General features: G+C 66.0%; 20 protein-coding genes. 18 read left to right on the top strand and 2 right to left on the bottom strand.

Annotated elements, in window-relative coordinates; translation table 11 throughout:
• Window positions 1–223: 223 nt before the first annotated feature.
• The 16 genes from EV665_RS16080 (at window position 224) to EV665_RS16005 (ending at window position 17458) form a co-directional block, all read left to right on the top strand.
• Window positions 224–1258: an ABC transporter substrate-binding protein gene (locus EV665_RS16080; protein ID WP_133034862.1), complete on the top strand. Its 1035-nt coding sequence runs from the start codon at window positions 224–226 to the stop codon at window positions 1256–1258.
• A gap of 4 nt (window positions 1259–1262) precedes the next feature.
• On the top strand, window positions 1263–2264 hold the full coding sequence (locus tag EV665_RS16075; RefSeq protein ID WP_133034861.1) for an ABC transporter permease: 1002 nt from the start codon (window positions 1263–1265) through the stop codon (window positions 2262–2264).
• Window positions 2264–3049: an ABC transporter ATP-binding protein gene (locus tag EV665_RS16070; RefSeq protein ID WP_133034860.1), complete on the top strand. Its 786-nt coding sequence runs from the start codon at window positions 2264–2266 to the stop codon at window positions 3047–3049. Before EV665_RS16075 ends, EV665_RS16070 begins: the two co-directional genes overlap by 1 nt.
• Window positions 3042–3338, top strand: coding sequence for a hypothetical protein (locus EV665_RS16065; protein ID WP_133034859.1), 297 nt, complete (start codon window positions 3042–3044; stop codon window positions 3336–3338). The genes EV665_RS16070 and EV665_RS16065 overlap by 8 nt, the downstream gene beginning before the upstream one ends.
• A gap of 26 nt (window positions 3339–3364) precedes the next feature.
• Window positions 3365–4726: an O-acetylhomoserine aminocarboxypropyltransferase/cysteine synthase family protein gene (locus EV665_RS16060; protein WP_133034858.1), complete on the top strand. Its 1362-nt coding sequence runs from the start codon at window positions 3365–3367 to the stop codon at window positions 4724–4726.
• Between the two features lie 222 nt (window positions 4727–4948).
• Window positions 4949–6181, top strand: coding sequence for an acyl-CoA dehydrogenase family protein (locus EV665_RS16055; RefSeq protein ID WP_133034857.1), 1233 nt, complete (start codon window positions 4949–4951; stop codon window positions 6179–6181).
• The gene (locus EV665_RS16050; protein ID WP_245507731.1) at window positions 6154–7236 is read left to right on the top strand and encodes a methionine ABC transporter ATP-binding protein; all 1083 of its coding nucleotides are present in this window, start codon (window positions 6154–6156) and stop codon (window positions 7234–7236) included. The genes EV665_RS16055 and EV665_RS16050 overlap by 28 nt, the downstream gene beginning before the upstream one ends.
• Entirely contained in the window at window positions 7226–7885 is a 660-nt protein-coding gene (locus EV665_RS16045; protein ID WP_064333807.1) for a methionine ABC transporter permease, read from the top strand. Before EV665_RS16050 ends, EV665_RS16045 begins: the two co-directional genes overlap by 11 nt.
• A gap of 20 nt (window positions 7886–7905) precedes the next feature.
• Complete coding sequence (locus tag EV665_RS16040; RefSeq protein WP_206362246.1) at window positions 7906–8718, top strand: MetQ/NlpA family ABC transporter substrate-binding protein; 813 nt, start codon at window positions 7906–7908, stop codon at window positions 8716–8718.
• Window positions 8719–8791: 73 nt separating this feature from the next.
• Window positions 8792–10057 (top strand): SfnB family sulfur acquisition oxidoreductase, encoded by a 1266-nt coding sequence (locus EV665_RS16035; protein ID WP_133034856.1) that lies wholly within the window; start codon window positions 8792–8794, stop codon window positions 10055–10057.
• A gap of 47 nt (window positions 10058–10104) precedes the next feature.
• The gene (locus EV665_RS16030) at window positions 10105–11472 is read left to right on the top strand and encodes an LLM class flavin-dependent oxidoreductase (RefSeq protein WP_133034855.1); all 1368 of its coding nucleotides are present in this window, start codon (window positions 10105–10107) and stop codon (window positions 11470–11472) included.
• Window positions 11473–11611: 139 nt separating this feature from the next.
• Window positions 11612–12616: a sugar ABC transporter substrate-binding protein gene (locus tag EV665_RS16025; protein WP_064333810.1), complete on the top strand. Its 1005-nt coding sequence runs from the start codon at window positions 11612–11614 to the stop codon at window positions 12614–12616.
• Window positions 12617–12675: 59 nt separating this feature from the next.
• Window positions 12676–14208, top strand: coding sequence for a sugar ABC transporter ATP-binding protein (locus EV665_RS16020; protein WP_133034854.1), 1533 nt, complete (start codon window positions 12676–12678; stop codon window positions 14206–14208).
• Window positions 14198–15247 (top strand): ABC transporter permease, encoded by a 1050-nt coding sequence (locus EV665_RS16015; RefSeq protein WP_133034853.1) that lies wholly within the window; start codon window positions 14198–14200, stop codon window positions 15245–15247. Before EV665_RS16020 ends, EV665_RS16015 begins: the two co-directional genes overlap by 11 nt.
• A gap of 1 nt (window position 15248) precedes the next feature.
• A complete protein-coding gene (locus EV665_RS16010; protein ID WP_245507730.1) occupies window positions 15249–16217 on the top strand; it encodes an ABC transporter permease in 969 nt (322 codons plus the stop codon).
• Between the two features lie 26 nt (window positions 16218–16243).
• Complete coding sequence (locus EV665_RS16005) at window positions 16244–17458, top strand: SfnB family sulfur acquisition oxidoreductase (RefSeq protein ID WP_133034851.1); 1215 nt, start codon at window positions 16244–16246, stop codon at window positions 17456–17458.
• Window positions 17459–17583: 125 nt separating this feature from the next.
• Here the strand turns inward: EV665_RS16005 and EV665_RS16000 are convergent, their stop codons facing one another.
• Entirely contained in the window at window positions 17584–18795 is a 1212-nt protein-coding gene (locus EV665_RS16000; protein WP_133034850.1) for an acyl-CoA dehydrogenase family protein, read from the bottom strand.
• Window positions 18796–19034: 239 nt separating this feature from the next.
• Here EV665_RS16000 and EV665_RS15995 point away from each other — a divergent pair, with 239 nt between their 5' ends.
• On the top strand, window positions 19035–20450 hold the full coding sequence (locus tag EV665_RS15995; RefSeq protein ID WP_133034849.1) for an LLM class flavin-dependent oxidoreductase: 1416 nt from the start codon (window positions 19035–19037) through the stop codon (window positions 20448–20450).
• Between the two features lie 19 nt (window positions 20451–20469).
• On the opposite strand, the gene EV665_RS15990 is transcribed toward EV665_RS15995, so the two are convergent.
• Window positions 20470–21366 carry a LysR family transcriptional regulator gene (locus tag EV665_RS15990; protein ID WP_133034848.1) on the bottom strand — a complete coding sequence of 299 codons (897 nt, stop codon included), beginning with the start codon at window positions 21364–21366 and terminating at the stop codon, window positions 20470–20472.
• 226 nt (window positions 21367–21592) lie between these two features.
• Between EV665_RS15990 and EV665_RS15985 the strand changes: the two genes are divergently transcribed.
• Window positions 21593–22576, top strand: coding sequence for an ABC transporter substrate-binding protein (locus EV665_RS15985; protein WP_133034847.1), 984 nt, complete (start codon window positions 21593–21595; stop codon window positions 22574–22576).
• Window positions 22577–22587 lie beyond the last annotated feature (11 nt).

Genomic DNA, 22587 nt, shown 5'->3' with positions numbered 1-22587 from the left:
CCTATGGAATTCCTGGCGTTTCTTGCCTGTGGGGGCCTCCGCCGGAAACTTGCAAGAGGCGGAGCGGAAAAGGCAGGGCGCGCGATCGGGAGAATGCCGGAACCGCGATGCCTGCAAACGGCAAAAGAATATTCCTCCGTCGGGCGATGAAATAATCCATAAAATCTATAAACTATATATAATTTTGATAGGCTGACCCCATCATTTCGCGAGGGGACATCCGATGAGCCAGCAATCCGAAACCATCCTTTCCAGGGGCCTGTCGCGCCGCGGCCTGATCAAGGCGGCGGGCGTCACCGCATTCGCCGCCACGGCCGGCGTGATCGGCGCCCGTTCGACGCGCTATGCCATTGCCGGCAATCTCATACCGATCAAGCTGGAATGGACCGAGGTCGCGGCCTGCCATTCTCCCGTCGGCTTCGGCCTTTCCAAGGGCATTTATGCCAAGCACGGCCTCGATGTGGAACTGTTCTATCAGGGCGCGAGCGGCCAGACGCTCATCCAGGCGCTCGCCACCCGCAAGGCCGAAGCCGGTCCGGGCCTGCTCTACGACTGGCTGAAGCCCATCGAGCAGGGTTTCGACGTTCGGCTTTTCGCCGGCTCGCATGGGGGTTGCCAGAGCATCCTGGTCCAGCCGGACAGCGACATCAAGACCCTGACCGACCTCAAGGGCAAGACCATCGGCACCTTCGACGTGATGTCGCCCTCGCGCGTCGCCTTCTCCGTTGCGCTTGCCAAGGCCGGCCTCAATCCGGAAACCGACGTCACCTGGAAGGTCTTCCCCTTCGACCTCGTGGCCGAGGGCGTGCTGAAGGGCGAGGCGGATGCCGTCGCGCATATGGATCCCTGGGCCTATTCCTATGAGAAGCAGCACGGTTTCCGCCGTGTCGCCGATACGCAGACCGGCACCTTCCAGGATCGCGTCTGCTGTGTGCTCGGCGTCAACGGCGACTATTACGAGGCCAACAAGGATGCCATCAAGCGCGTCGCGGCCGCCAACCTCGAAATCCACCAGTACACGTCAAAGCACCCGGACGAAGTCGCCAAATGGTACTTCGACACGCTGAAGCCGGGCCTGTCGCTGCAGGATCTGACGGAGGTCCTCGCCGCCTTCACCTATCATGACCACTGGTTCGGCAAGGATCTGCTGAAGGAAGTGCGGATCGGCTACGAGGACCTGAAGCTGACCGGCGTCATCGATGCCTCCACCGATCCGGAAGAGATCGCAAGCCGCATCACCATCGACATCTTCGCGTGACGCCATGAGCACGGCGGTCGAGGAAACATTCGGCGGGGCAGGGCGGCGATCCCTCGCCCTTCCCTTTTCGGGCATCTGGCGCAACGGGCTTTTCGCGGCCGGCACCTGGTCTCTCGCTGCGGTGCTGACCTATGGCCTGCCCGATGTCATCACCTGGGGCGCGACGGAGCTTTTCGCAGCCGTCACGCTTGCCGGCGCGGGGATTTTTCTCGTGCTGTCGGTGACGGTCCACCGGCTCGGCGGGGTCGGCCGCACGCTCGTCCACTACGGGCCGTGGTTCATCGTGCTCGGCCTCTGGCTTGCCGCATGGGAGGTGCTGACGGCCAAGCTCGGCTGGCTGCCGAAGCCGTTCTTCTCGCCGCCGCAGGGCCTGCTGCACGTCTATGTCACCGACTGGGAGCGGCTGCTGATCTGCATCGCCTATACGGGGCGCCTGTGGGGGCTCGGCTTCTTCTCGGGCATCCTCGTCGGCTTTGCCGGCGGCGTCGCGCTCGGCTGGTCGAAGCGGTTCGCCTATTGGGGCATGCCGCTTCTCAAGCTGATCGGGCCGGTGCCGGCGAGCGCCTGGATCCCCTGCACCTTCTTCATCTTCCCGTCGACTTTCCACGCCTCCGTCTTTCTCGTGGCGCTGGCGTCGGGCATTCCGGTCGCGATCCTCACGGCGGCCGGGGTCAGCCAGGTGAACCGTTCCTTCTACGATGTCGCCCGCACCCTCGGCGCGGACAATCGTTTCCTCGTCCTCAAGGTCGCGATCCCGGCCTCGCTGCCGAACGTCTTCGTCGGCCTGTTCATGGGGCTCTACTATTCCTTCGCCGTTCTGGTCGTCGCCGAGATGCTTGGCGCCAAGTTCGGCCTCGGCTGGTATCTCCAGTTCAACACGGCCTATTCGGCCTATGCCAATGTCTATGCCGCCCTCATCGTCATGGCGCTGATATGCGCCGGGCTGGTGCGGCTGCTCTTCCTCGTGCGCGATGAACTGCTCGGCTGGCAGAAGGGGATCCTCTGATGGCGCTCGCCCTTGCAGAAGCCCCCGCCGCCAGCATCGCGCTCGATGTGGAAGGCGTTTCCCACCGCTACGAGCTCGACGGCAAGGAACTGAAGGTTCTCGACAATGTGAGCCTGACGATCGCGCCCGGCGAGTTCGTCGCTCTGCTCGGCCCGTCGGGCTGCGGCAAGTCCACGTTGCTGCGCCTTGCCGCCGGGCTGGAGACGCCGACGACCGGCAGGGTGCTGGAAGATGGTCGGCCCGTTACCGCGCCGAACCCGGACCGCATCCTCGTCTTCCAGGATGCGACGCTGTTTCCCTGGCGCACCGTGCGCGGCAATATCGCGACGGGCCTTGAGGCGCGGGGCCTCATCCGCGAGCGGGAATACCGCATCGACGAGGTGCTGGAGCTCGTCAAGCTGGAAGGCTTTGCCGATTTCTACCCGCACCAGCTCTCCGGCGGCATGGCCCAGCGCGCCGCGCTTGCCCGGGCGCTGGTCAACGATCCCAAGCTGCTGCTGCTGGACGAACCGTTCGGCAAGCTCGATTCCCTGACGCGGCTGAGGATGCAGAACGAGCTTCTCGACCTGTGGAAGAGCGCCGGCTTCACCGCGCTGCTCGTCACGCATGACGTGGAGGAGGCGCTGCTTCTGGCCGACCGCGTGATCGTGCTCTCCGACAGGCCCGCCGCCATCGTCGCGGAGGTGCGGGTCGACCGGCCGCATCCGCGCCGGCGGGACGATGCAAGCCTCATCGCGCTGCGCCGCTCGCTGCTCGAAACGCTGGGGATCGCCCACGATGTCTAGCGCGCGCCTTGGCCAGCATGCCGTCGCCATTGCCGGTGGTGCTCTCGCCCTCGTCGCCGTCGGCTGGTGGTGGCTGATCTTCGGCAAGGTCGTCGAGAACGACTATCTCACCGTCCGCCAGGCCGTGACCTGCCTTGCGGGCGCGAGCGACCTCTGCGCGCTCGCCCAGGCGCTCTGCACCAACGACCATCTCTACGGCATCCGGTGGTACGCGCCGGAGGCCTTCTGGGCCGCGGCAAGCATTCTCGTCGCGGGCGTGTTCCTGTCCGTCCGCCCCTCTCGCGCCTGAGGGCGCCTCACCAAAGGAGTACTGTCATGACGATCCATCAATCCCCCGAGGTCGCCGAGCAGGATATCGTCACCGTCCCGGCCGGAACCGCCACCTTCAAGAGCCGCCATCCGGAAACCATCGCGCTGCACGGCGGCAGTTTCCGCTTCGATCCGGCGAGCGGCGCGGTCGCCGTGCCGATCTACCAGACCTCGTCCTTCCAACTGCCCGGCACGGACGGCGCCGACAAGCTCTTCGCCCTCGAAGCGCCCGGCCATCTCTATACCCGCGTCTCCAACCCGACGCAGGACGCCTTCGAGCAGCGCCTCGCCGAGCTGGAAGGCGGCGCGGCCGCGCTTGCGCTCGCCTCCGGCCAGGCGGCCTCGGCCTTCGCGATCCTCAACCTGGCGCGGGCCGGCGACAACATCGTCAGCGCCGCCGGCCTCTATGGCGGCACCTGGGCGCTCTTCGCCGCCACGCTGAAGAGTTTTGGCATCGAGACCCGCTTCGTCGATGCGTCCGATCCGGAAGCCTTCGAGAAGGCGACGGACGCGCGCACCCGCGCCTATTATGCCGAATCCCTGCCGAACCCGAAGCTGGAGGTCTTCCCGATATCCGAGGTCGCCGCCATCGGCCGCCGCCACGGCATTCCGCTCATCGTCGACAACACCGCTGCGCCGCTGATCATTCGCCCGCTGGAGCATGGCGCTGCCATCGTCGTCTATTCGACGACGAAATATATCGGCGGCCACGGCACCTCCATCGGCGGCGCGATCGTCGACAGCGGCACCTTCCCCTGGACGGAGAACCCGGCCCGCCAGCCGAACCTCACCGAGCCGGACGCCAGCTACCAGGGCAAGACCTGGATCGAGAAGGCCGAGGCCATCGCCTTCCACCCCTATATCCTGCGCGCCCGTGCCGTGCTCCTGCGCGACCTCGGCGCGGCGATCAGCCCGCAGAACGCCTTCCAGTTCATCCAGGGCCTCGAAACCCTGCCGCTGCGCCTGCGCCAGCATAACGAGAACGCGGTGAAGGTCGCCGAATATCTCAAGGGCCACGCCAAGGTCGAGCGTGTCATCTTCCCGAAATTCCAGGAGGGTGCCGCCAAGGCGCGGGCGGAAAAATACTTTACGCCGGGCTCCTTCGGCGCGCTGGTCGGCTTCGAGCTGAAGGGCGGTCGCGAGGCGGGGCGCCGTTTCATCGACAGTCTCCAGCTCTTCTACCATCTCGCCAATATCGGCGATGCGCGCTCGCTGGCGATCCATCCTTCGACGACGACCCATTCGCAGCTCTCGCTGGAAGACCAGCTCGCAACCGGCGTCACGCCCGGCTACGTGCGCCTTTCCATCGGTCTCGAACATCCCGACGACCTGATCGCCGATCTGGAAAGAGCCATCGCGCTGGCCTGAGGCCGGCCGCCCGATCGGCGTGCGACCCCGGCGCTTCCTCCTCGCGCCGGGGTCTTTTGTTTGGCCCATCCCCGTCACGGCTGCCGGAAGAAACAGCATTCCGCTTTGTAATATATAAAAAAGATAGAATTTCTGTATTTATATGGAGCGACGGCTACTCTCCTCGCCAATTCCAAGCGTGATCGGCCGCCGCGGCCGGCACGGCAGCGATGAGTGGGAAGCATGACGCAGATCGAGAACGCCTGGGGCGCCGGCCCCGGGGAAGGATATGAGGCTTTGGCCGCGCCGTTCCGGCCGATTTTCGCCGAGATCGCCGCCGAGGCCGTGCGGCGGGACCTGGAGCGCGACCTGCCGCACAAGGCGATCCGTCTTTTGAAAGAGGCCGGTTTCGGCGCGGTGCGTCTGCCGGTCGAGGCGGGCGGCAAGGGTGCGAGCCTGCCGCAGTTCTTCAATCTTCTCATCGAGCTTTCCGCCGCCGATTCCAACATCACGCAGGCGCTGCGCGGCCATTTCGGCTTCGCCGAGGATATCCTCAACACGAAGGACGCTGCGCGCCGGGCGCTCTGGTTTGGCCGGATCGGCCGCGGGGAGATCGCCGGTAACGCCTGGAGCGAGATCGGAACGGGTGCAGCGCTCGAATGCTTCTCCACCAACGTCGCGGAAAAGGACGGCCGGCTCGTCCTCAACGGCGCGAAATATTATACGACCGGCTCGTTCTTCGCCGACTGGATCGACGTCGGCGCGTCCAATGCGGCCGGGGAGGACGTTTCGGTCGCCGTGCGTCGCGAAGCCGCCGGCGTCGAGGTGGTCGACGACTGGGACGGTTTCGGACAGACGCTGACGGCGAGCGGCACCACCACCTTCCGCGACGTCGCCGTCGCGCCTGACGATGTCGTCATCGATGACGATCGCTTCAAATATTCGGCCGCCTTCTACCAGCTCGTGCATCTTGCGACGCTCGCCGGCATCGGCCGGGCGATCACGGCGGACGTTGCCAAAGCCGTGGCGGAGCGGCGGCGTACCTACACCCACGCGAGCGCCGCGCGTTCCAGCGCGGATCCTCAGGTCCTGCAGGTCGTCGGGCGCATTCGCGCCGCGGCCTATGCGGCGGGCGCGGTCACCCTTCAGGCGGCCGCCAGCCTCGAACGCGCCTACTCCGCCCATTTCGTCGATGACGCCGAGGCCGAGGAAAAGGCCAATGCCATTGCCGAACTCGAGGCGGCGCAGGCCCAGACGGTCGTCTCGGACCTCATCCTCGACGCCTCGACCCTGCTTTTTGACGCGCTCGGCGCCTCGGCGACCAAGAAGCCGGCCGGCCTCGACCGCCACTGGCGCAACGCCCGCACGCTCGCCTCGCACAATCCGCGCATCTACAAGCATCGCATCATCGGCGATTTCGCCGTCAACGGCACGCCGCCGCCCTATCAATGGCGCATCGGCGCCAGCGCGGGCTGACGGCGATGATCAGGCTGGAACGGATCACCAAGAGTTTTACCGGCAGGCAAGGTGCGGTCGCCGCGCTCGACGGTGTCGACCTCTCCATCGCCAAGGGCGAGATTTTTGGCGTCATCGGCTCCTCCGGCGCCGGCAAGTCCACGCTGGTGCGGCTCATCAACCTGCTGGAACGCCCGAGCGGCGGCGAGATCTTTGTCGCCGGCGAGCGGGTGACGGACGCCCGCGGCGAGCGCCTTCGCGCGCTGCGCCGGTCGATCGGCATGATCTTCCAGCATTTCAACCTTTTGAGTGCCCGCACGGTCGCCGGAAACGTCGCCTATCCTCTGGAACTGACCGGGCAATATGGCAAGGTGGAGATCGCCGAACGGGTGGCGGCGCTGCTCGCCCGCGTCGGCCTCACGGAGCATGCGCAGAAATATCCGCGCCAGCTTTCGGGCGGGCAGAAACAGCGCGTCGGCATTGCCCGGGCGCTTGCCTGCGAGCCCTCGGTTCTCCTTTGCGACGAAGCGACGAGCGCGCTCGATCCGCAGACAACGGGTGCGGTGCTCGATCTCCTGCGCCAGATCAACCGCGACCTCGGCGTCACCATCGTGCTCATCACCCATGAGATGGATGTGATCCGCCGCACCTGCGACCGCGTCGCCGTGCTCGATCGCGGCCGCGTGGTGGAGGAGGGACCGGTGACCGACGTCTTCCTGCATCCGCGCCACCCCGCGACGCTGCGCCTGGTGCGCGAGGCCGAGCCGGATGGCGGTTCGCTCGACGCCGTCGCCGGGGCCGATCTCGGCGGACGCACCGTGCGCCTCACCTTCACGGGGCCGGCAGCGCACAAGCCGATCCTCGGCCGCATCGCCCGGGAAAACCTCGTCGATTACGCGATCCTCGCCGGCCGCATCGGCCATATCCGCGAGACACCCTATGCGCAGTTCATCGTCTCGCTCAGCGGGCGGGACGTGGCGGGCGCGATCGCGGGGCTGGAGGCGAGCGGCGTCGATGTGGAGCTGGGCGGCGCGCCGCTGGCCGCCATCGAGGAAAGGCCGCGCCATGTCGTTTGAGAACATCTATTGGGGCGATATCGGTGCGGCGCTCGGCCAGACGCTCGCCATGGTCGGCGGCGCGCTGCTGCTCACCGTGCTCGTCGGCCTGCCGCTCGGCGTCCTGCTCTTCCTCACCGGGCGACAGCAGCTCTTCCAGGCCCCGGTCGCCTATGGCGGCCTGTCGTTCGTCTTGAACATCATCCGCTCGGTGCCCTTCATCATCCTGCTCATCGTGCTGATGCCCGTCACGGTCATCGTCACGGGCACCTCGCTCGGCGTCCGCGGCGTCATCTTCCCGCTCGTCGTCGGCACCGCGCCCTTCTTCGCACGGCTGGTCGAGACGGCGCTGCGCGAGGTCGACCGTGGCGTCATCGAGGCGAGCCTCGCGATGGGCGCGTCCACCAGCCAGACGATCCTGCGCGCCGTGCTGCCCGAAGCGCTGCCGAGCCTCCTGGCGGCCGTCACGGTCACGGCCATCGTGCTCGTCGATTATACGGCCATGTCCGGCGCGATCGGCGGCGGCGGGCTCGGGGATCTTGCCATCCGCTACGGCTACCACCGGTTCCAGACCGAAATCATGCTGGTCTGCGTGGCGATCCTCATCGTCTTCGTCCAGCTCATCCAGGCGAGCGGCAACCGTCTCGTCGCCCATTTTTCCCGCAAATGACCCGCGCCAGGAGGACCCACATGCGCATCCTGAAATCCCTCACCATCGCCGCCGGCCTCGCGCTCGCCGCCTTCGGTTCCGCCAGGGCGGACGACACGCTCGTCGTCGGCGCCACCGCCATTCCGCACGCGGAGATCCTCGAATTCGTCAAGCCGATCCTCGCCAAGGACGGCCTCGACCTCGATATCCGCGTCTTCACGGATTACATCCAGCCGAACGCCCAGCTCGTCTCCGGCGAGCTCGACGCCAACTACTACCAGTACAGGCCGTTCCTCAACGACTACAACAAGCAGCGCGGCACGGATCTGACGCCGATCGTGCCCGTGCATATCGAGCCCTTCGTCGCCTATTCGACGAAGATCGACGCGGTGGAAAAACTCGCCGACGGCGCGACCGTCGCGATCCCGAACGATCCGGTCAATGGCGGACGCGGCCTGCTGCTTCTGCAAAAACTGGGTCTGATAAAAGTTGCCGGCAAGCCGGAGCTAACCTCGCCGGAAGACCCGTTGCCGACCATCAAGGACGTCGTCGAGAACCCGAAAAACCTCAAGATCGTCGAGCTGGAATCGGCGCTTCTGCCGCGCGCGCTCGGCGAAGTCGACCTCGCCGCACTCAACGGCAACTACGTCTTCGAGGCAAAGCTCGACATCTCCAAGTCGCTGCTGATCGACCGCGGCCAGGATGGCTACAACGTCTGGAGCGAATATCTCGTCACCCGCCCGGAGACCAAGGGCGATGCACGCGTCGCCAAGCTCGCCAAGGCGCTGAACAGCGAAGAGACGCGGAAATTCATCGAGGAGCGCTACAAGGGACAGGTGGTCGCCGCCTTCTGATTTTTCGCCCTTCGCCGCCGGGCTGTGCCCTATCGCAGCCCGGCAACCCCTTCTTGAAGTGACGGCCGAAACCATGACCCCGACCCAAGCCAACGCACGAAAAACCCTTGCCGAACCCGCGCCCGGCGAAGCCGGCTGGCTACCCGCCCCACCGGCGCGAGCCGCCCATGTCATCCGTGACGACGCGGAGGCGATCGCCGTCGCGGAACGGCTGAAGCCGCTCTTCGCTGCCGAGGCGAGGGAGCGCGACCGCGACCGGCGCTTGCCCTTCTCCGAGGTCGACCTCTTCTCGGAAAGTGGTCTCTGGGGCATCACCATCCCGAAAGAGTACGGCGGGGCGGGTGTCTCGCAGGTCACGCTGGCGAAAGTTTTCGCCACGCTCGCGGCCGGCGATCCTTCCCTCACCCAGATTGCCCAGAACAGTTTCGAGATCGTCGACGTCATCCGCCAGACCGGCAGCGACGCACAGAAGCACGAGCTTTTCGGCGCGGTGCTGGCGGGCAAACGGCTCGGCAATGCCTTCTCCGAATTCGGCGGCAAGAATGTCGAAGCTTTCGAGACGAAGCTTGTCCGCACGGGCGACCACTTCACCGTCTCGGGCAAGAAATTCTATTCCACGGGCGCGCTCTTTGCCCATCTCGTGCCCATCGTTGCGCTCGATGAGGACGGCCATGTCGTCGTCGCCGTCGCCGATCGGGACGCGGCGGGGCTGGAGGTCGTCAACGACTGGTCGGCCTTCGGCCAGCGCACCACCGCGAGCGGTACGGTGATCCTGAACGCGGTGGCGATCCCGGAAGCCCGCGTGCTGCCCGCCCATATCGTCTACGAGAACCAGAGCGCCGTCGGTCCGCAAAGCCAGCTCATCCACGCGGCGATCGACGCCGGCATCGCGCGCGGCGCCATCGAGGCGACCATCGACCTCGTGCGAAACCATGCCCGCCCGTGGATCGACAGCGGTTCGGATAAGGCGGCGGACGATCCCTATACGATCGCGGCGATCGGCGATCTCAAGATCCGCCTCCACGCCGCCGAGGCGTTGCTCGAACGCGCCGGCCGCCAGCTCGACGAGACCATTGCGGGCGTCACCGACGAGACGATCGCCAGGGCGAAGATCGCGGTCGCCGAAGCCAAGGTGCTGACGACGGAGGTGGCGCTGGCCGCCGCCAACAAGCTTTTCGAGCTCGCCGGCACGCGCTCGACGCTCGGTACGCACAATCTCGATCGCTTCTGGCGTGACGCGCGCACCCACACGCTGCACGATCCGGTGCGCTGGAAGTTCCACGCGGTCGGTCAGTATTACCTCAACGGCGTGCAGCCGCCGCTGCATTCGTGGATCTGACAGGCCGGAAGAAGGGGAGGGCGCCGTGCCGCCCTCCGCAAGAAGACATGCGAAAAGAAATCCTCCTCAACGCCTTCACCATGAACTGCGCCGGCCATATCAACCATGGCCTTTGGGCGCATCCGCGCGACCAGTCACACCGCTATACCAGGCTCAGCTACTGGACGGACCTGGCGATGACGCTGGAGCGCGGCCTGTTCGACGGCGTGTTCCTCGCCGACATCGTCGGGGTCTACGACGTCTACCAGCGGTCCGTCGACCTGACCCTGCGCGAATCCATCCAGCTTCCGGTCAACGATCCCCTGATGCTGATCTCCGCCATGGCGGCGGTGACGAAGGGGCTCGGCTTCGGTGTCACGGTCAATGTCAATGCGGAGGCGCCCGCCATCTTCGCCCGGCGCATCTCGACGCTCGACCACTTGACGGACGGCCGCATCGGCTGGAACATCGTCACCGGCTATCTCGACAGTGCGGCGCGGGCGATGGGCGAAAGCGCGCTCGGCGAACACGACCAGCGCTACGACCGGGCCGACGAATTCCTCGATCTCCTCTACCAGCTCTGGGAAGGAAGCTGGGACGACGACGCCGTCATCCGCGATCGCCGTGCCCGCGTCTATTCGGACCCGGCCCGGGTGCGAAAAATCCGGCACGAAGGAAAATTCTATCGCGCCGAGGCCTATCATCTCAGCGAGCCCTCACGCCAGCGCACGCCGGTGCTCTACCAGGCCGGCACCTCCGGCCGCGGGCGGAGTTTCGCCGCACGCCACGCCGAATGCGTCTTCATCTCCCCGCCGGATGCGGACGTCGCGCGCACCGCGGCGCGCGCTATCCGCAAGGGCGCGGTGGAGGCGGGCCGGCGAGCCGAGGATGTCCGTATCTTCGCCGGCCTCACCGTCGTCGTCGACCGCACGGAGAAGGCGGCAAAGGAGAAGTTCGAGGACTACGCCCGCTACGCCAGCCCCGAGGCGGGCCTTGCACATTTCTCCGCCGGTACGGGCATCGACTTTTCGCAATATGAACCCGACGAGCCGATCGCCTACGGCAAGGGCAATTTCGTACAGACCTCGGTAGATCTCGCCCGCGCGCGCGGCTGGACGAAGCGGAGCATCCTCTCCGAGATGGCGCTCGGCGGGCGCTATCCGCTGATCGTCGGCAATCCCTACCAGGTGGCCGATGCGCTGGAGGCGTGGATCGCGGAAGGCGAGGTGGACGGCTTCAACCTCGCCCGCACCGTCGCGCCGGAAAGCTATGAGGATTTCGTCGATCTCGTCATCCCGGTTCTGCAGGAGCGCGGCCGCTACAAGACCGCCTACGCGGCCGGCAGCCTGCGCAACCGCCTCTTCGGCGAAGGCGACCGCCTGCCGGACCGACACCCCGCCGGCTGGTTCCGCGCAAGGGCGGCTGCTGCGGAGTGAAGGGGCGGGCTGCGCGGCGTATCTTGCGTACAGCCGAATCTTTTCCCAAGCCGGCTCCATTTTGGAAAAACCTGCCTGTTTTCGCATATTAGTCCATCTATTTTATAGATTATATGATTATTGATCCAACGGGGACACCATGACCGACGACACGTTTTCCGGCGTTAACCGCCGCAATCTCCTGAAACTCACGGCTGTCGCCGGCGTGGTGGCGGGCACCGGCCTTCTTTCGGCGCGCACCGCAGCGGCTGAGGAGGGGCTTTCCCTGAAGGGCAAGCGCATCGGCATCAGCACCGCCGGCACGGACCATTTCTTCGATCTCCAGGCCTACAACGCCCAGGTCGAGGAAGTGAAGCGCCTCGGCGGCGAGCCGATCGCCGTCGACGCCGGCCGCAACGACGGCAAGCTCGTCTCCCAGCTCCAGACGCTCATCGCCCAGAAGCCGGATGCCATCGTGCAGCTCCTCGGCACGCTCAGCGTCATCGATCCCTGGCTGAAGAAGGCGCGCGAGGCCGATATCCCGGTCTTCACCATCGATGTCGGCTCGGTCAACTCGATCAACAATTCGACCTCGGACAACTGGGGCATCGGCAAGGACCTCGCCCTCCAGCTCGTCTCCGACATCGGCGGCGAGGGCAACATCGTCGTCTTCAACGGTTTCTACGGCGTCACGCCCTGCGCCATCCGCTACGACCAGCTCGTCAACGTGACGAAATATTTCCCGAAGGTGCAGATCGTGCAGCCGGAGCTGCGCGACGTGATCCCCAACACCGTCCAGGACGCCTTCACCCAGATCACCGCGATCCTCGCCAAATATCCGGAAAAGGGCTCGATCAAGGCGATCTGGTCGGCCTGGGACATCCCGCAGCTCGGCGCGACGCAGGCGCTGACCGCCGCCGGCCGCACCGAGATCCGGACCTACGGCGTCGACGGCAGCCCGGAAGTGCTCCAGCTCGTCGCCGACCCGAATTCGCCGGCCGCCGCCGACGTCGCCCAGCAGCCGGCCGAACTCGGCCGCGTGGCGATCCGGAACGTCGCCCGCTACCTCGCCGGCGAGACCCTGCCGCGTGAGACCTATGTGCCGGCGCTGCTCGCCAACAAGCAGAATGTCGGCGAGGTGTCGAAGAAGCTCGGCATCGGCTGATCGTCGAAGCGGACCGCGGCGGCGCCGCGGTCCCTTTCCGGAAAACGGGGAATGCAGCCATGGCGGACACGGCAAAGAGCGGCGAGGCGATCATCCGCCTCGAAAACATCGTCAAGCGTTTCGGCGGGGCTGAGGCGCTTTCGGGCGCGTCGCTGACCGTCCGGCGCGGCTCGGTGCATGGCCTCGTCGGCCAGAACGGCGCGGGAAAGTCGACGCTGATCAAGCTCATCGCCGGCCTCCACCGGGCGGACGAGGGCACCGTCGAGATCGACGGCAAGGCCTATGACCGGCTGACGCCGCATCTCGTCGAAGAACTCGGTGTCCATTTCATCCACCAGGATCGCCTGCTGGTGCCGACCTTCACGGTGGGGGAGGCGCTGTTCCTCGGCCGGGAACTGCGGTTTCCCGGCACGCCCTTCCTCGATCGTGCGGGCATGCGCCGCAAGTCCGCCGAGATTCTGGAGCGCTATTTCGGCCTTTCCCTGCCCCATTCGGCGCTGATCGCCGAATTGTCCGCGGCGGAAAAGCAGATCGTGCAGATCACCCGCGCGCTCATCGCCAATCCCAAGGTGCTGGTCTTCGACGAGCCGACCGCCGCGCTGGTCCGGCGCGAGGCGGACCTGCTCTTCCAGCTCATCCGACGCCTCAGCGCCGAGGGCGTCACGGTCCTCTATATCTCGCACTATCTCGGCGAGATCGTCGATCTCTGCGACACCGTGACGGTGCTGCGCAACGGCCGCGACGTCGCCACCCTGCCGGTGGCGGAAACCTCGGCGGCGGATATCGGTGCGCTGATGGTCAACCGGGCCATCGGCGAGCTCTATCCGAAACCGGACGTCACCCCCGGCGAGGTGGTTCTCGACGTGGAGAATCTTGCCCTTGCGGGCCGCTTCGAGGCGGTGTCCTTCAGGCTGCGCAAGGGCGAAGTGCTAGGCCTCACCGGCCTCGTCGGCTCGGGGGCCAAGGAGGTGGTGCGCTCGCTCTTCGGCCTCGACCGGCCGACCGGCGGAACCGTCCGCATCAAGGGCGAGACGGTGTTCTCCGCCGATCCCGCCGCCGCCACCCGCCGGCGTCTGGCGCTGGTGCCGGAGGACCGCCGCCGCGACGGGGTCGCGCTCGACCTTACCGTCACCGAAAACACCACGCTCGCCAGCCTCGACCGATTTTCCCGCGGCATCATCGACCGCAGCGCGGAACGCCGTCAGACGGAAAACCTCGTGAAAAGGCTTGAGATCAAGACCGACGGCGTCGACGCGCTGGTGAAGACGCTTTCCGGCGGCAACCAGCAGAAGGTGGCGATCGCCAAATGGCTGAGCCGACAGTCGGAAATCTACCTGCTCGACGAGCCGACGGTCGGCGTCGACATCGCCGCCAAGGTGGAGATCTACCGGCTGATCGGGGAACTGGCCGAGCGCGGCGCGGCCGTCCTCGTGCTCTCCTCCGATATCGAGGAACTGCTCGGTGTCACCGACCGCATCCTCGTCTTCTTCCGCGGCAGCGTGACGCGGGAGTTCCCCTCTTCCGAAACGAGCCCGGGCGAGATCCTTGCGGATGTCACGGGTGCCCACGAGACGCTTCGCCATGCTGGTTGACGCCCCCTATATCCCGGCCTCCGTCATCGAAATCGAGGCGCAGAAGGCCTTCGAGACGGGCAAACCCGGTCCCGCCTTCGGCCGCCAGCTTGCCACGATCGCGTTGCGGGGCGGTGCGCTCGCCGTCTTCATCGGCGTTCTCGTGGTCTTCTCCGTCACCGCGCCGTTCTTTCTCACCGTCGGCAATATCGGCAACGTGCTCGGCCAGTCGGCGATTGCCGGCGTGCTGGCGATCGGCCTCACCATCGTCATCATCGCGGGCGGCTCGAATGTGGTGACGGGCGGCATCGACCTGTCGCTTGCCGCGAACATGGGCCTCAGCGCCGCCGTCTATGCCTCGCTCGTGCAGGCGGGCCATGGTGATGGCCTCGCCATCCTCGGCGCGCTTGGAACGGGCCTTGCCATCGGCGCGGTCAATGCCGCCGCCGTCACGCTGGCCGGCATCGTGCCGCTGCTGGCGACGCTCGCCGTGATGAACGTCGTCGCCGGTCTCGAACTGGTGCTGACGCAGAACACCGTCGTGCCGGCCTCCACGGATTTCCTCGCGGCGCTTTCGGCCGGCGGTCCCTTCGGCATTCCGGTGCTCGCCTATATCCTGCTCGGCTTCACGCTCGTCGTCGCCGCCATCGTGCAATATACGCCCCTCGGCCTTCGCCTCTATGCGGTCGGCGCCTTTCCGGATGCGGCGCGCGCGGCGGGCCTGCCGGTCAAATCGTTCGTCGCCGGCTCCTTCCTGGCGAGCGGCCTTTGCGGCGGCCTCGCCGGCGTCCTCTCGGTCTCCTATCTCTCGGGCAGCACCACTGGGGCTGGCGACATGCTGCTGCCGGTCGTCGTCACGGCCCTGCTCGGCACGGTCTTCTCCCGCCGGCTGGTGCCGACCATCACGGGCACGCTGCTCTCCGCGCTCTTCGTCGGCTTCCTCATCAACGGTTTCCAGCTTCTCAACATTTCCAGCACCTTGGTCAGCGGCGTGCAGGGTCTCCTGATCCTGCTCGTCGTCTCCGCCACGACCCTGCTCGGCCGCAAGGAGAATGCCTGACATGGCCCTTCCGTCCTTCGCCCACGGGCTCGCGCGCTATGCGCTGGTCGCCGCGCTTGCCGCCGTCTTCGCGCTCTTCGCGGCGCTGGCGCCCGGCTTCCTCTCTGGTGCCAATCTCCTCAGCGTGCTGGTCAACAATTTCGCACTGCTCGCCATCGTCGCCATTGCCATGACCTTCGCCGTCTCGGCGGGTGGTATCGACCTTTCGGTCGGCACGGCGGTGGATTTTTCGAGCTTCGCCTTCGTCTCCCTCGTGCTCGCCGGGCAACCGGTGGCGCTCGCGGCGCTCGGCGGGCTTGCCGGCGGGGCGCTCGTCGGCCTCTTCAACGCCGTGCTGATCGCCGGCATCGGCATCTCGCCGTTCCTCGCGACGCTCGGCACGCTCTTCGTCGGCCGCAGCGTGCAGCAATTGCTGACGAATGGCGGCAATCCGGTCTACCTGCCGCCGGCCGGCGTGCCGGAGGCTTTTCGCTTCCTCGGCCATGGTGCGCTCGCCGGCATTCCCGTGCCGCTCATTGTCACGGCGCTGGTCGTCGCCGGGGCGTGGGTCGTGCTGGCGCGCACCCGTTTCGGCCGGGTGGCGCTCGCAACCGGCATCCAGGCGAGCGTCGTGCGTTATTCGGGCCTGCGCCTTCCGCGCATCACCGCCGCAACCTACGTGCTGGTCTCGACGATCGCCGCCGTGGTCGGGCTCATCCTCACCTCCACGGTGACGGTCTACATCCCCTCCTCGGGCAACGCCTTCCTGCTCAACGCCATCGGCGCGACCTTCATCGGCACCACCTTCGACCCGCATGGCCGGCCGAACGTACCGGGGACCGTGCTCGGCGTGCTGCTGCTCGGCGTGGTCGCCAACGGGCTCCTGCTGTCGGGCCTCAATTTCTACTGGCAGCAGGTCGGCACCGGCCTTCTCATCTTCTCCGTCCTCGCCATCGGCTTTGCCAACCGCAAGGCCGCCGGCCGGGTGTAATCCCGGACTTTTCGAAAGGATCTTTCATGAGCAGCGTCACCCGGCTCGCCGCCCGACAGGAAACCGCCCACCGCATCGTCAGCGAGGACGAGGCGCTCGCCGTCGCCCGCCGGCTGGCCGACGAATTCTCCGTCGGGGCGAGCCGGCGCGACTATGAACGGGCACTGCCGCATGAGGAACTGGACAAGCTTTCCGCCTCCGGCCTGCTCGCCATCACCGTCCCGGCCGAATATGGCGGCATCGATGTCTCCAACGCCGTGCTCGCCGAGGTGACGGCGATCCTATCGGAGGCCGATAGCTCGATCGGCCAGATTCCCCAGAACCATTTCTACATCCTCGAAGCGCTGCGCCATGACGGCAGCGAAGAGCAGAAGCGGTTCTATTTCGGCCGGGCGCTTGCCGGCGACCGCTTCGGCAACGCCCTCTCCGAGGTCGGCACCAGGACGGTCGGCGACTACAATACGCGCATCACCCCGGACGGTGCGGGCTTCCGCATCAACGGCCGGAAGTTTTATTCGACGGGCGTGCTCTTCGCCCATTGGGTGGCGATCTTCGCGCTGGATGGCCAGGATCGCCTGACCATGTCGTTCGCCCCGCGCGAGACCGAGGGCATCGAGATCGTCGACGACTGGGACGGTTTCGGCCAGCGCACGACGGGCAGCGGCACGACGATCCTGCGCGATGTCTATGTGCCGGCCGACGCCGTGGTGCAGCATCAGAAGGGGTTCGAGCGCCCCGGCACGATCGGCTCCGTCGGCCAGATCATCCATGCCGGCGTCGATCTCGGCATCGCCCGCGCGGCGCTGAAGGAGACGATCGGCTATGTGCGCGACAAGGCGAGGCCCTGGACGGACAGCGGTGTCGACCGCGCGGCCGACGATCCCCTGACCATCGCCCGTATCGGCGAGCTTGCCATCCGTATTGAGGCGGCCGAGGCCGTGCTGGAGCGGGCGGGGCGCAAGGTCGACCAGGCACAGGTCAATCTCAACGAGGAGAACGCCGTTGCCGCCACGCTGGCGGTCGCCGCCGCCAAGGTGCTGACGACGGAGCTCGCCATCGACGCGGCCAATGTGCTCTTCGAGCTCGCCGGCACCTCCGCAACGAAACGCGGCCTCAATCTGGAGCGCCACTGGCGCAACGCCCGAACGCATACGCTGCACGATCCGGTGCGCTGGAAATACCACGTCGTCGGCAACTATCACCTCAACGGCGTCATCCCGCCGAAGAACGGCGCGCTCTGAAATCCAACCCTCGTGGTGGGGGTGGTCCCCTGGCCGCAATCCCTCGGGATTGCGGCCCTTTTTTTGGCCAGGAAAAAGGGCGGCCTGCTTTGCGGGCCGCCCCGTTTCACGCCGGTTCTTTGCCGTCAGCTATAGAGGCTCGGCTCCGGCACGCGGCCGTTCAGTGCGAAATCGCCGACCTCGCGCGCCTTGTAGAACACCGGGTCATGCAGCGTGTGGGTGCGCACGTTGCGCCAGTAGCGGTCGAAGCGGTGATGGGCGGCCGTCGAGCGGGCGCCGGTGAGTTCGAAGACGCGGGCGGTGACGTCGAGCGCCACGTGGGTGGCGTTGACCTTGGCCGCATAGGCCTCGATGGCTGCCTCGCCGCGTTCGCGGGCGCTGACGCCCCGGCCGCGCGCAAGCGCCGACTGAACGGCGGTTGCGGCAGTATCGGCAAGCGCGGCGGATGCCTTCAGCGCCGCACGGAACTCGCCGATGCGCTCCAGGATGTACGGATCGTCGCTTGCCTTTTCGAGGCCGGACGTGACCCAGGGGCGCGTCGTGGTCCGGACATAGTCGCTCGCCGCCGCCAGCGCGCCTTCCGCCGTGCCGAGATAGAAATTGACGAAGACGAGCTGGATCAGCGGCGTGTTGAACGTTGCCTGGACGGGCGGGGCGCTGTCCTTTTCGACGAGCGGCAGGAGGAAATCGGTCTCGTAGACCGGAAAATCGCGGAACTCGACGCTGCCGCTGTCGGAGAGCCGCTGGCCGATATTGTCCCAGTCGTCATTGGCGATGTAGCCCGGCCGGTCGGTCGGCAGCACGAGATTGGCGATCTGGTCGCCGAGGGCCGCATTCGCATTGATGCGGTCGGAAACATGCGCGCCGGTCGAGAAGGTCTTCTTGCCGTTGAGCAGGTAGTGGTCGCCCTGGCGCGTCAGCGTCAGGCCGGGATCGCGCGGATTGACGGCGGCCCCCCAGTAGAGCTTCTTCGCAACCGTCTCGGCGCCGAGGTCCCACGCCTTGTCCGGGTCGTCGGCCGCCCAGTAGACATACTGGCTGTTGACATAGTGATAGCCGAGCAACTGGCCGATCGAGCTTTCGCCGCGCGCGAGGATTCGCACCAGCTTCAGCCCGTCCACCCAGTCGAGGCCGCCGCCGCCGATCTCGACCGGGTGCAGCGCCGTCAGCAGGCCTTCGCTCTTCAGCCGGGCGATCTCCGCATGCGGCGGCTTGCCCTCGGCATCGAGCGCTGCGCCGCGGCGGGCGAGATCGGCGGAAATCTCCTCGGCGCGTGCAAAGAGGCGGGCCCGGTCGTCCTGAAGTTCGGGTTCCTTGACAAGGTGCAGGGCAGTCATGGTCGGTCTCCAGCGGTCTGGCCGATACCGGGCAGGGCGCCACGGTCGGATGGGTGGATCGGTGCGCACGGGTGTCCGCCGCTTCCGCGCATCTTCCCAAAGCCTTCGGGCAGCGGCCAGAAAAGCCATTTCCAAAATTAGTATATATAAAAGATAGAATTTCTGTATTTAGAATGTGGAGGTACTATTCTCGCCGCACGACCATGCCGTCAGGCATTCCTGCTACCTGGAGAGACCCCATGGCCCGCCACATCCGTTTCAACGCCTTCGACATGAACTGTGTCGGCCACCAGTCGCCGGGCCTGTGGGCGCATCCGAACGATAAATCCTGGAAATACAAGGACCTGGACTATTGGCAGGATCTCGCCCGTACGCTGGAGCGCGGCGTTTTCGACGGCATCTTCATTGCCGATGTCATCGGCTACTACGACGTCTACAAGGGCTCGAACTACCACGCCATCCACCAGGCCGCGCAGATCCCGGTGAACGATCCGCTCCAGCTTGCCGCCCCCATCGCGCTTGCCACCGAACATCTCGGCATCGGCATCACGGCGTCCACCTCCTTCGAGCATCCCTATACCTTCGCCCGACGCCTCGCGACGGCCGACCACCACTCCAAGGGCCGCGTCGGCTGGAACATCGTCACCTCCTACCTTGAAAGCGGCGCGAAGAATGTCGGGCAGGGCGGCCTGCGCCGGCACGACAACCGCTACGAGGTCGCCGCCGAATATGTCGAGGTGCTCTACAAGCTGCTCGAAGGTTCCTGGGAAGAGGGGGCTGTGGTGCGTGATGGTGAAAAACGCATCTTCACCCATCCGGAGAAGGTCCATGAGATCGGCCACAAGGGCAAGTATTTCGAGGTGCCCGGCTACGGCCTGACGGAACCCTCGCCGCAGCGCACCCCCGTGCTCTACCAGGCGGGCGCCTCCGGCCCGGGCAAGGCGTTCGCTGCCGCCCATGCGGAGTGCATCTTCGTCGCAGCGCCGACCAAGTCGGTGCTCAAGGCCTATGTCGCCGATATCCGCCAGCGCATCGCCGCCGCCGGCCGCGATCCGAAGAAGGTCTTCATCTACACGCTCGTCACCATCATCACCGACGAGACGGAAGAAAAGGCACAAAGGAAATTCGAGGACTACAAGGGCTACGTCTCCTACGACGGCTCGCTCACCTTCATGTCGGGCTGGAGCGGTATCGACTTCGGCCAGTATGCGCCGACGGACGTCGTGGAGAAGATCGAGACAAATGCCATCCATTCCTTCGTCGAGCACATTGCCGGCGGCGACAAATCCTGGACCATCGACGAGCTCGCCCAGTTCGGCGGCATTGGCGGCATGGGGCCGGTCTTCGTCGGCTCGCCGGAGCACATCGCCGACATCCTGCAGGAATGGGTGGCGGATACGGATGTCGACGGCTTCAACCTCGCCTATGCGGTGACGCCCGACAGTTTCGAGGATGTCGTCGCCCATATCGTGCCGGAACTGCAGAAGCGCGGCGCCTATCCGACGGCCTACCGCCCCGGAACGCTGCGCGAAAAACTGTTCGGCGAGGGACCATATCTGCCGAAAACCCATCCGGCCGACGGCTACCGGGATATCGAGGCCGTCAAGCGGCGCGAGGCCGAGCATGTTCCGGCGTTGAAGTCGGTCGGGACGTGATGCCGTCCGCAAGCAGACCTTACGATCGCGTCGCCGCCTCGGTCCGCCAGGTCTGGAGCCACTGATCGAACCCGGCCGCCCGGTCCGTGGGGGCTGGCCCCGCGATCTCGTAGGCTCCGACGATCGGGTTGATGGCCGGGCAGAGCTGTATAAGCTGGCCTTCGCGCAACTCCCGCTCGATCAGCGACGGGCTCGCCTGGCCGATGCCGAGGCCGGTCATGCAGGCATCGATGGAGGCTTCGTCGGTATCGAAGGTGATGCTGCCGCTGCGCGGCTGGAACGGGATGTCCGCCGCCGCGCACCAGCGCCGCCATGACCATGCATCCGCGGTGTCGAGCAGGATCGGCAGGTCCAGCAGCGCGTCCGGCGTCACCGTCTTCGCCATGCTGCCGATCAGAAGTGGCGAGCAGACGGCGACCGTCCGGTCGAGCAGGAAGGCGGAGGCAAACCGCGCCTCGTCGGAACCTCTCTTGTAACTGACCGTGACATCGGGAACATCGCCGGCGCCGAGCGCGAGCGACTGGATGTTGAGATCGACGCTGGGGTTTTCCTGAAGATAGGCGCCGAGCCTTGGAATGAGCCAGCGCCGCGCCAGCGTGATCGGCGCCTGGATCACCAGGCGCACGCGATCCGGCAGAAGGGCGCGCGTGCCGTTCTCCAGCGTGGCGAGGGCCGCGTTCACATGGATCAGATATTGCCGTCCCGCATCGGTGAGCGAAATCGCATTGTGCCCGCGGTGGAAGAGCTGGACGCCGAGCGCATCTTCCAGCGACTTGATCTGCCGGCTGATCGCGCCGGGCGTCAGGTGCAGTTCCCGCGCCGCCAGCGTGAGGCTGCCCGTGCGGGCCGCGATGGAAAAGGCCGGTAGCGTCGCCAGCGGCGGCAGTTTGGCGCGGTTGGATTGAGGATTTCTCATGCCCGCGTGAGAATCTTTCGCTTGCAAATAAGTTGACCATATCTATCCACATTCTCTCCGAACCACAAGAATGATCCGGGAAGCCCGTCTTGAAGACCGATATCCGCAATCGGCGCGATCCATCCGCGCCGGGCTTTCTGCCGGGCCGCGGCATGCATTTGGCGCAACCCCGTATGCGACCTGCCGTGCGCCGCTGTCATCACTGATCACATCGAGGGAGAGAACCATGTTTTCCAGTTTTGCCTTGTCGAGCAGGCGCGCCCTTCTGTCCGGCGTCTTCGCCGCCTGCCTCGTTGCCGGCATGAACACCGTGCTTGCCGAGGAGGCGATGCAGGCGGTGACCGATGATCGCGGTGTGGAGGTCGAGGTCCCCGCCCATCCGAAGCGCATCGCCTCGATTTCGTTCTTCGCCGATGACGTGGCGCTGGCGCTCGGCATCAAGCCGGTCGCCAGCACCTACATGGTGGCGGGTCGCCCGCCGGAATTCCTGCTCGGCCTCACCGGCGAAATGACGCAGATCGGCCAGCGTGCGAAGCCGAACCTCGAATTGCTCTCGGAAGCAAAGCCGGATCTTATCGTCGCCATCCGCCGCTATACCGTCGGCAATGCGCCGCAGCTCGAGAAGATCGCGCCCTATGTCGCCTGGAACATGGAACTGCTGGACGGCAGCGACAGGGAAATCGAGGCGCTGGCAAAACTCCTCGGCAAGCCCGAACGCGGCGTCGAACTGAACAAGGAATTCCGCGCGCATCTTGCCGAGATCGCGGCCAAGGCGCCGAAGGATACGCATCCCCGTTACGCCATCATGTGGGGCGGCGAAGTGCCCTTCGCCTTCCATGACGAGAACACTTCCGCATCGATCGTGAACGCCATCGGCGGCGAGAACATCGCAGGCGCCATGATACCGGGCGGCGAGTTCGGCATCGATCTCAGCCTCGAAACCATGCTTGAAAAGGATCCGGAGGTCCTCTTCATCTATGATTACGGTCCGGACCGCCCGCACGAGAACAACCCGATCTGGAAGGAACTCACCGCCGTCAAGAACAACCGGGTCTTCTATGTCGGAGACCAATGGGTGGAGACCAATGGCCCGATCGCCCGGGAGATCGTCCTGCGCGAGGCGGCCCATTATCTCTATCCGGATGTCTTCCCCAAGGTTGACGTGAAGGCGGAAGCGGCCAAGATCATCCCGGCCGAACTCCAGAAGTAAGCGACTGACCG

The organism is Shinella granuli (assembly GCF_004341885.1).
GTDB lineage: Bacteria > Pseudomonadota > Alphaproteobacteria > Rhizobiales > Rhizobiaceae > Shinella > Shinella granuli.
The sequence above is the reverse complement of the archived record's forward strand: the minus strand, read 5'-3'. Positions and strand labels throughout refer to the sequence as shown.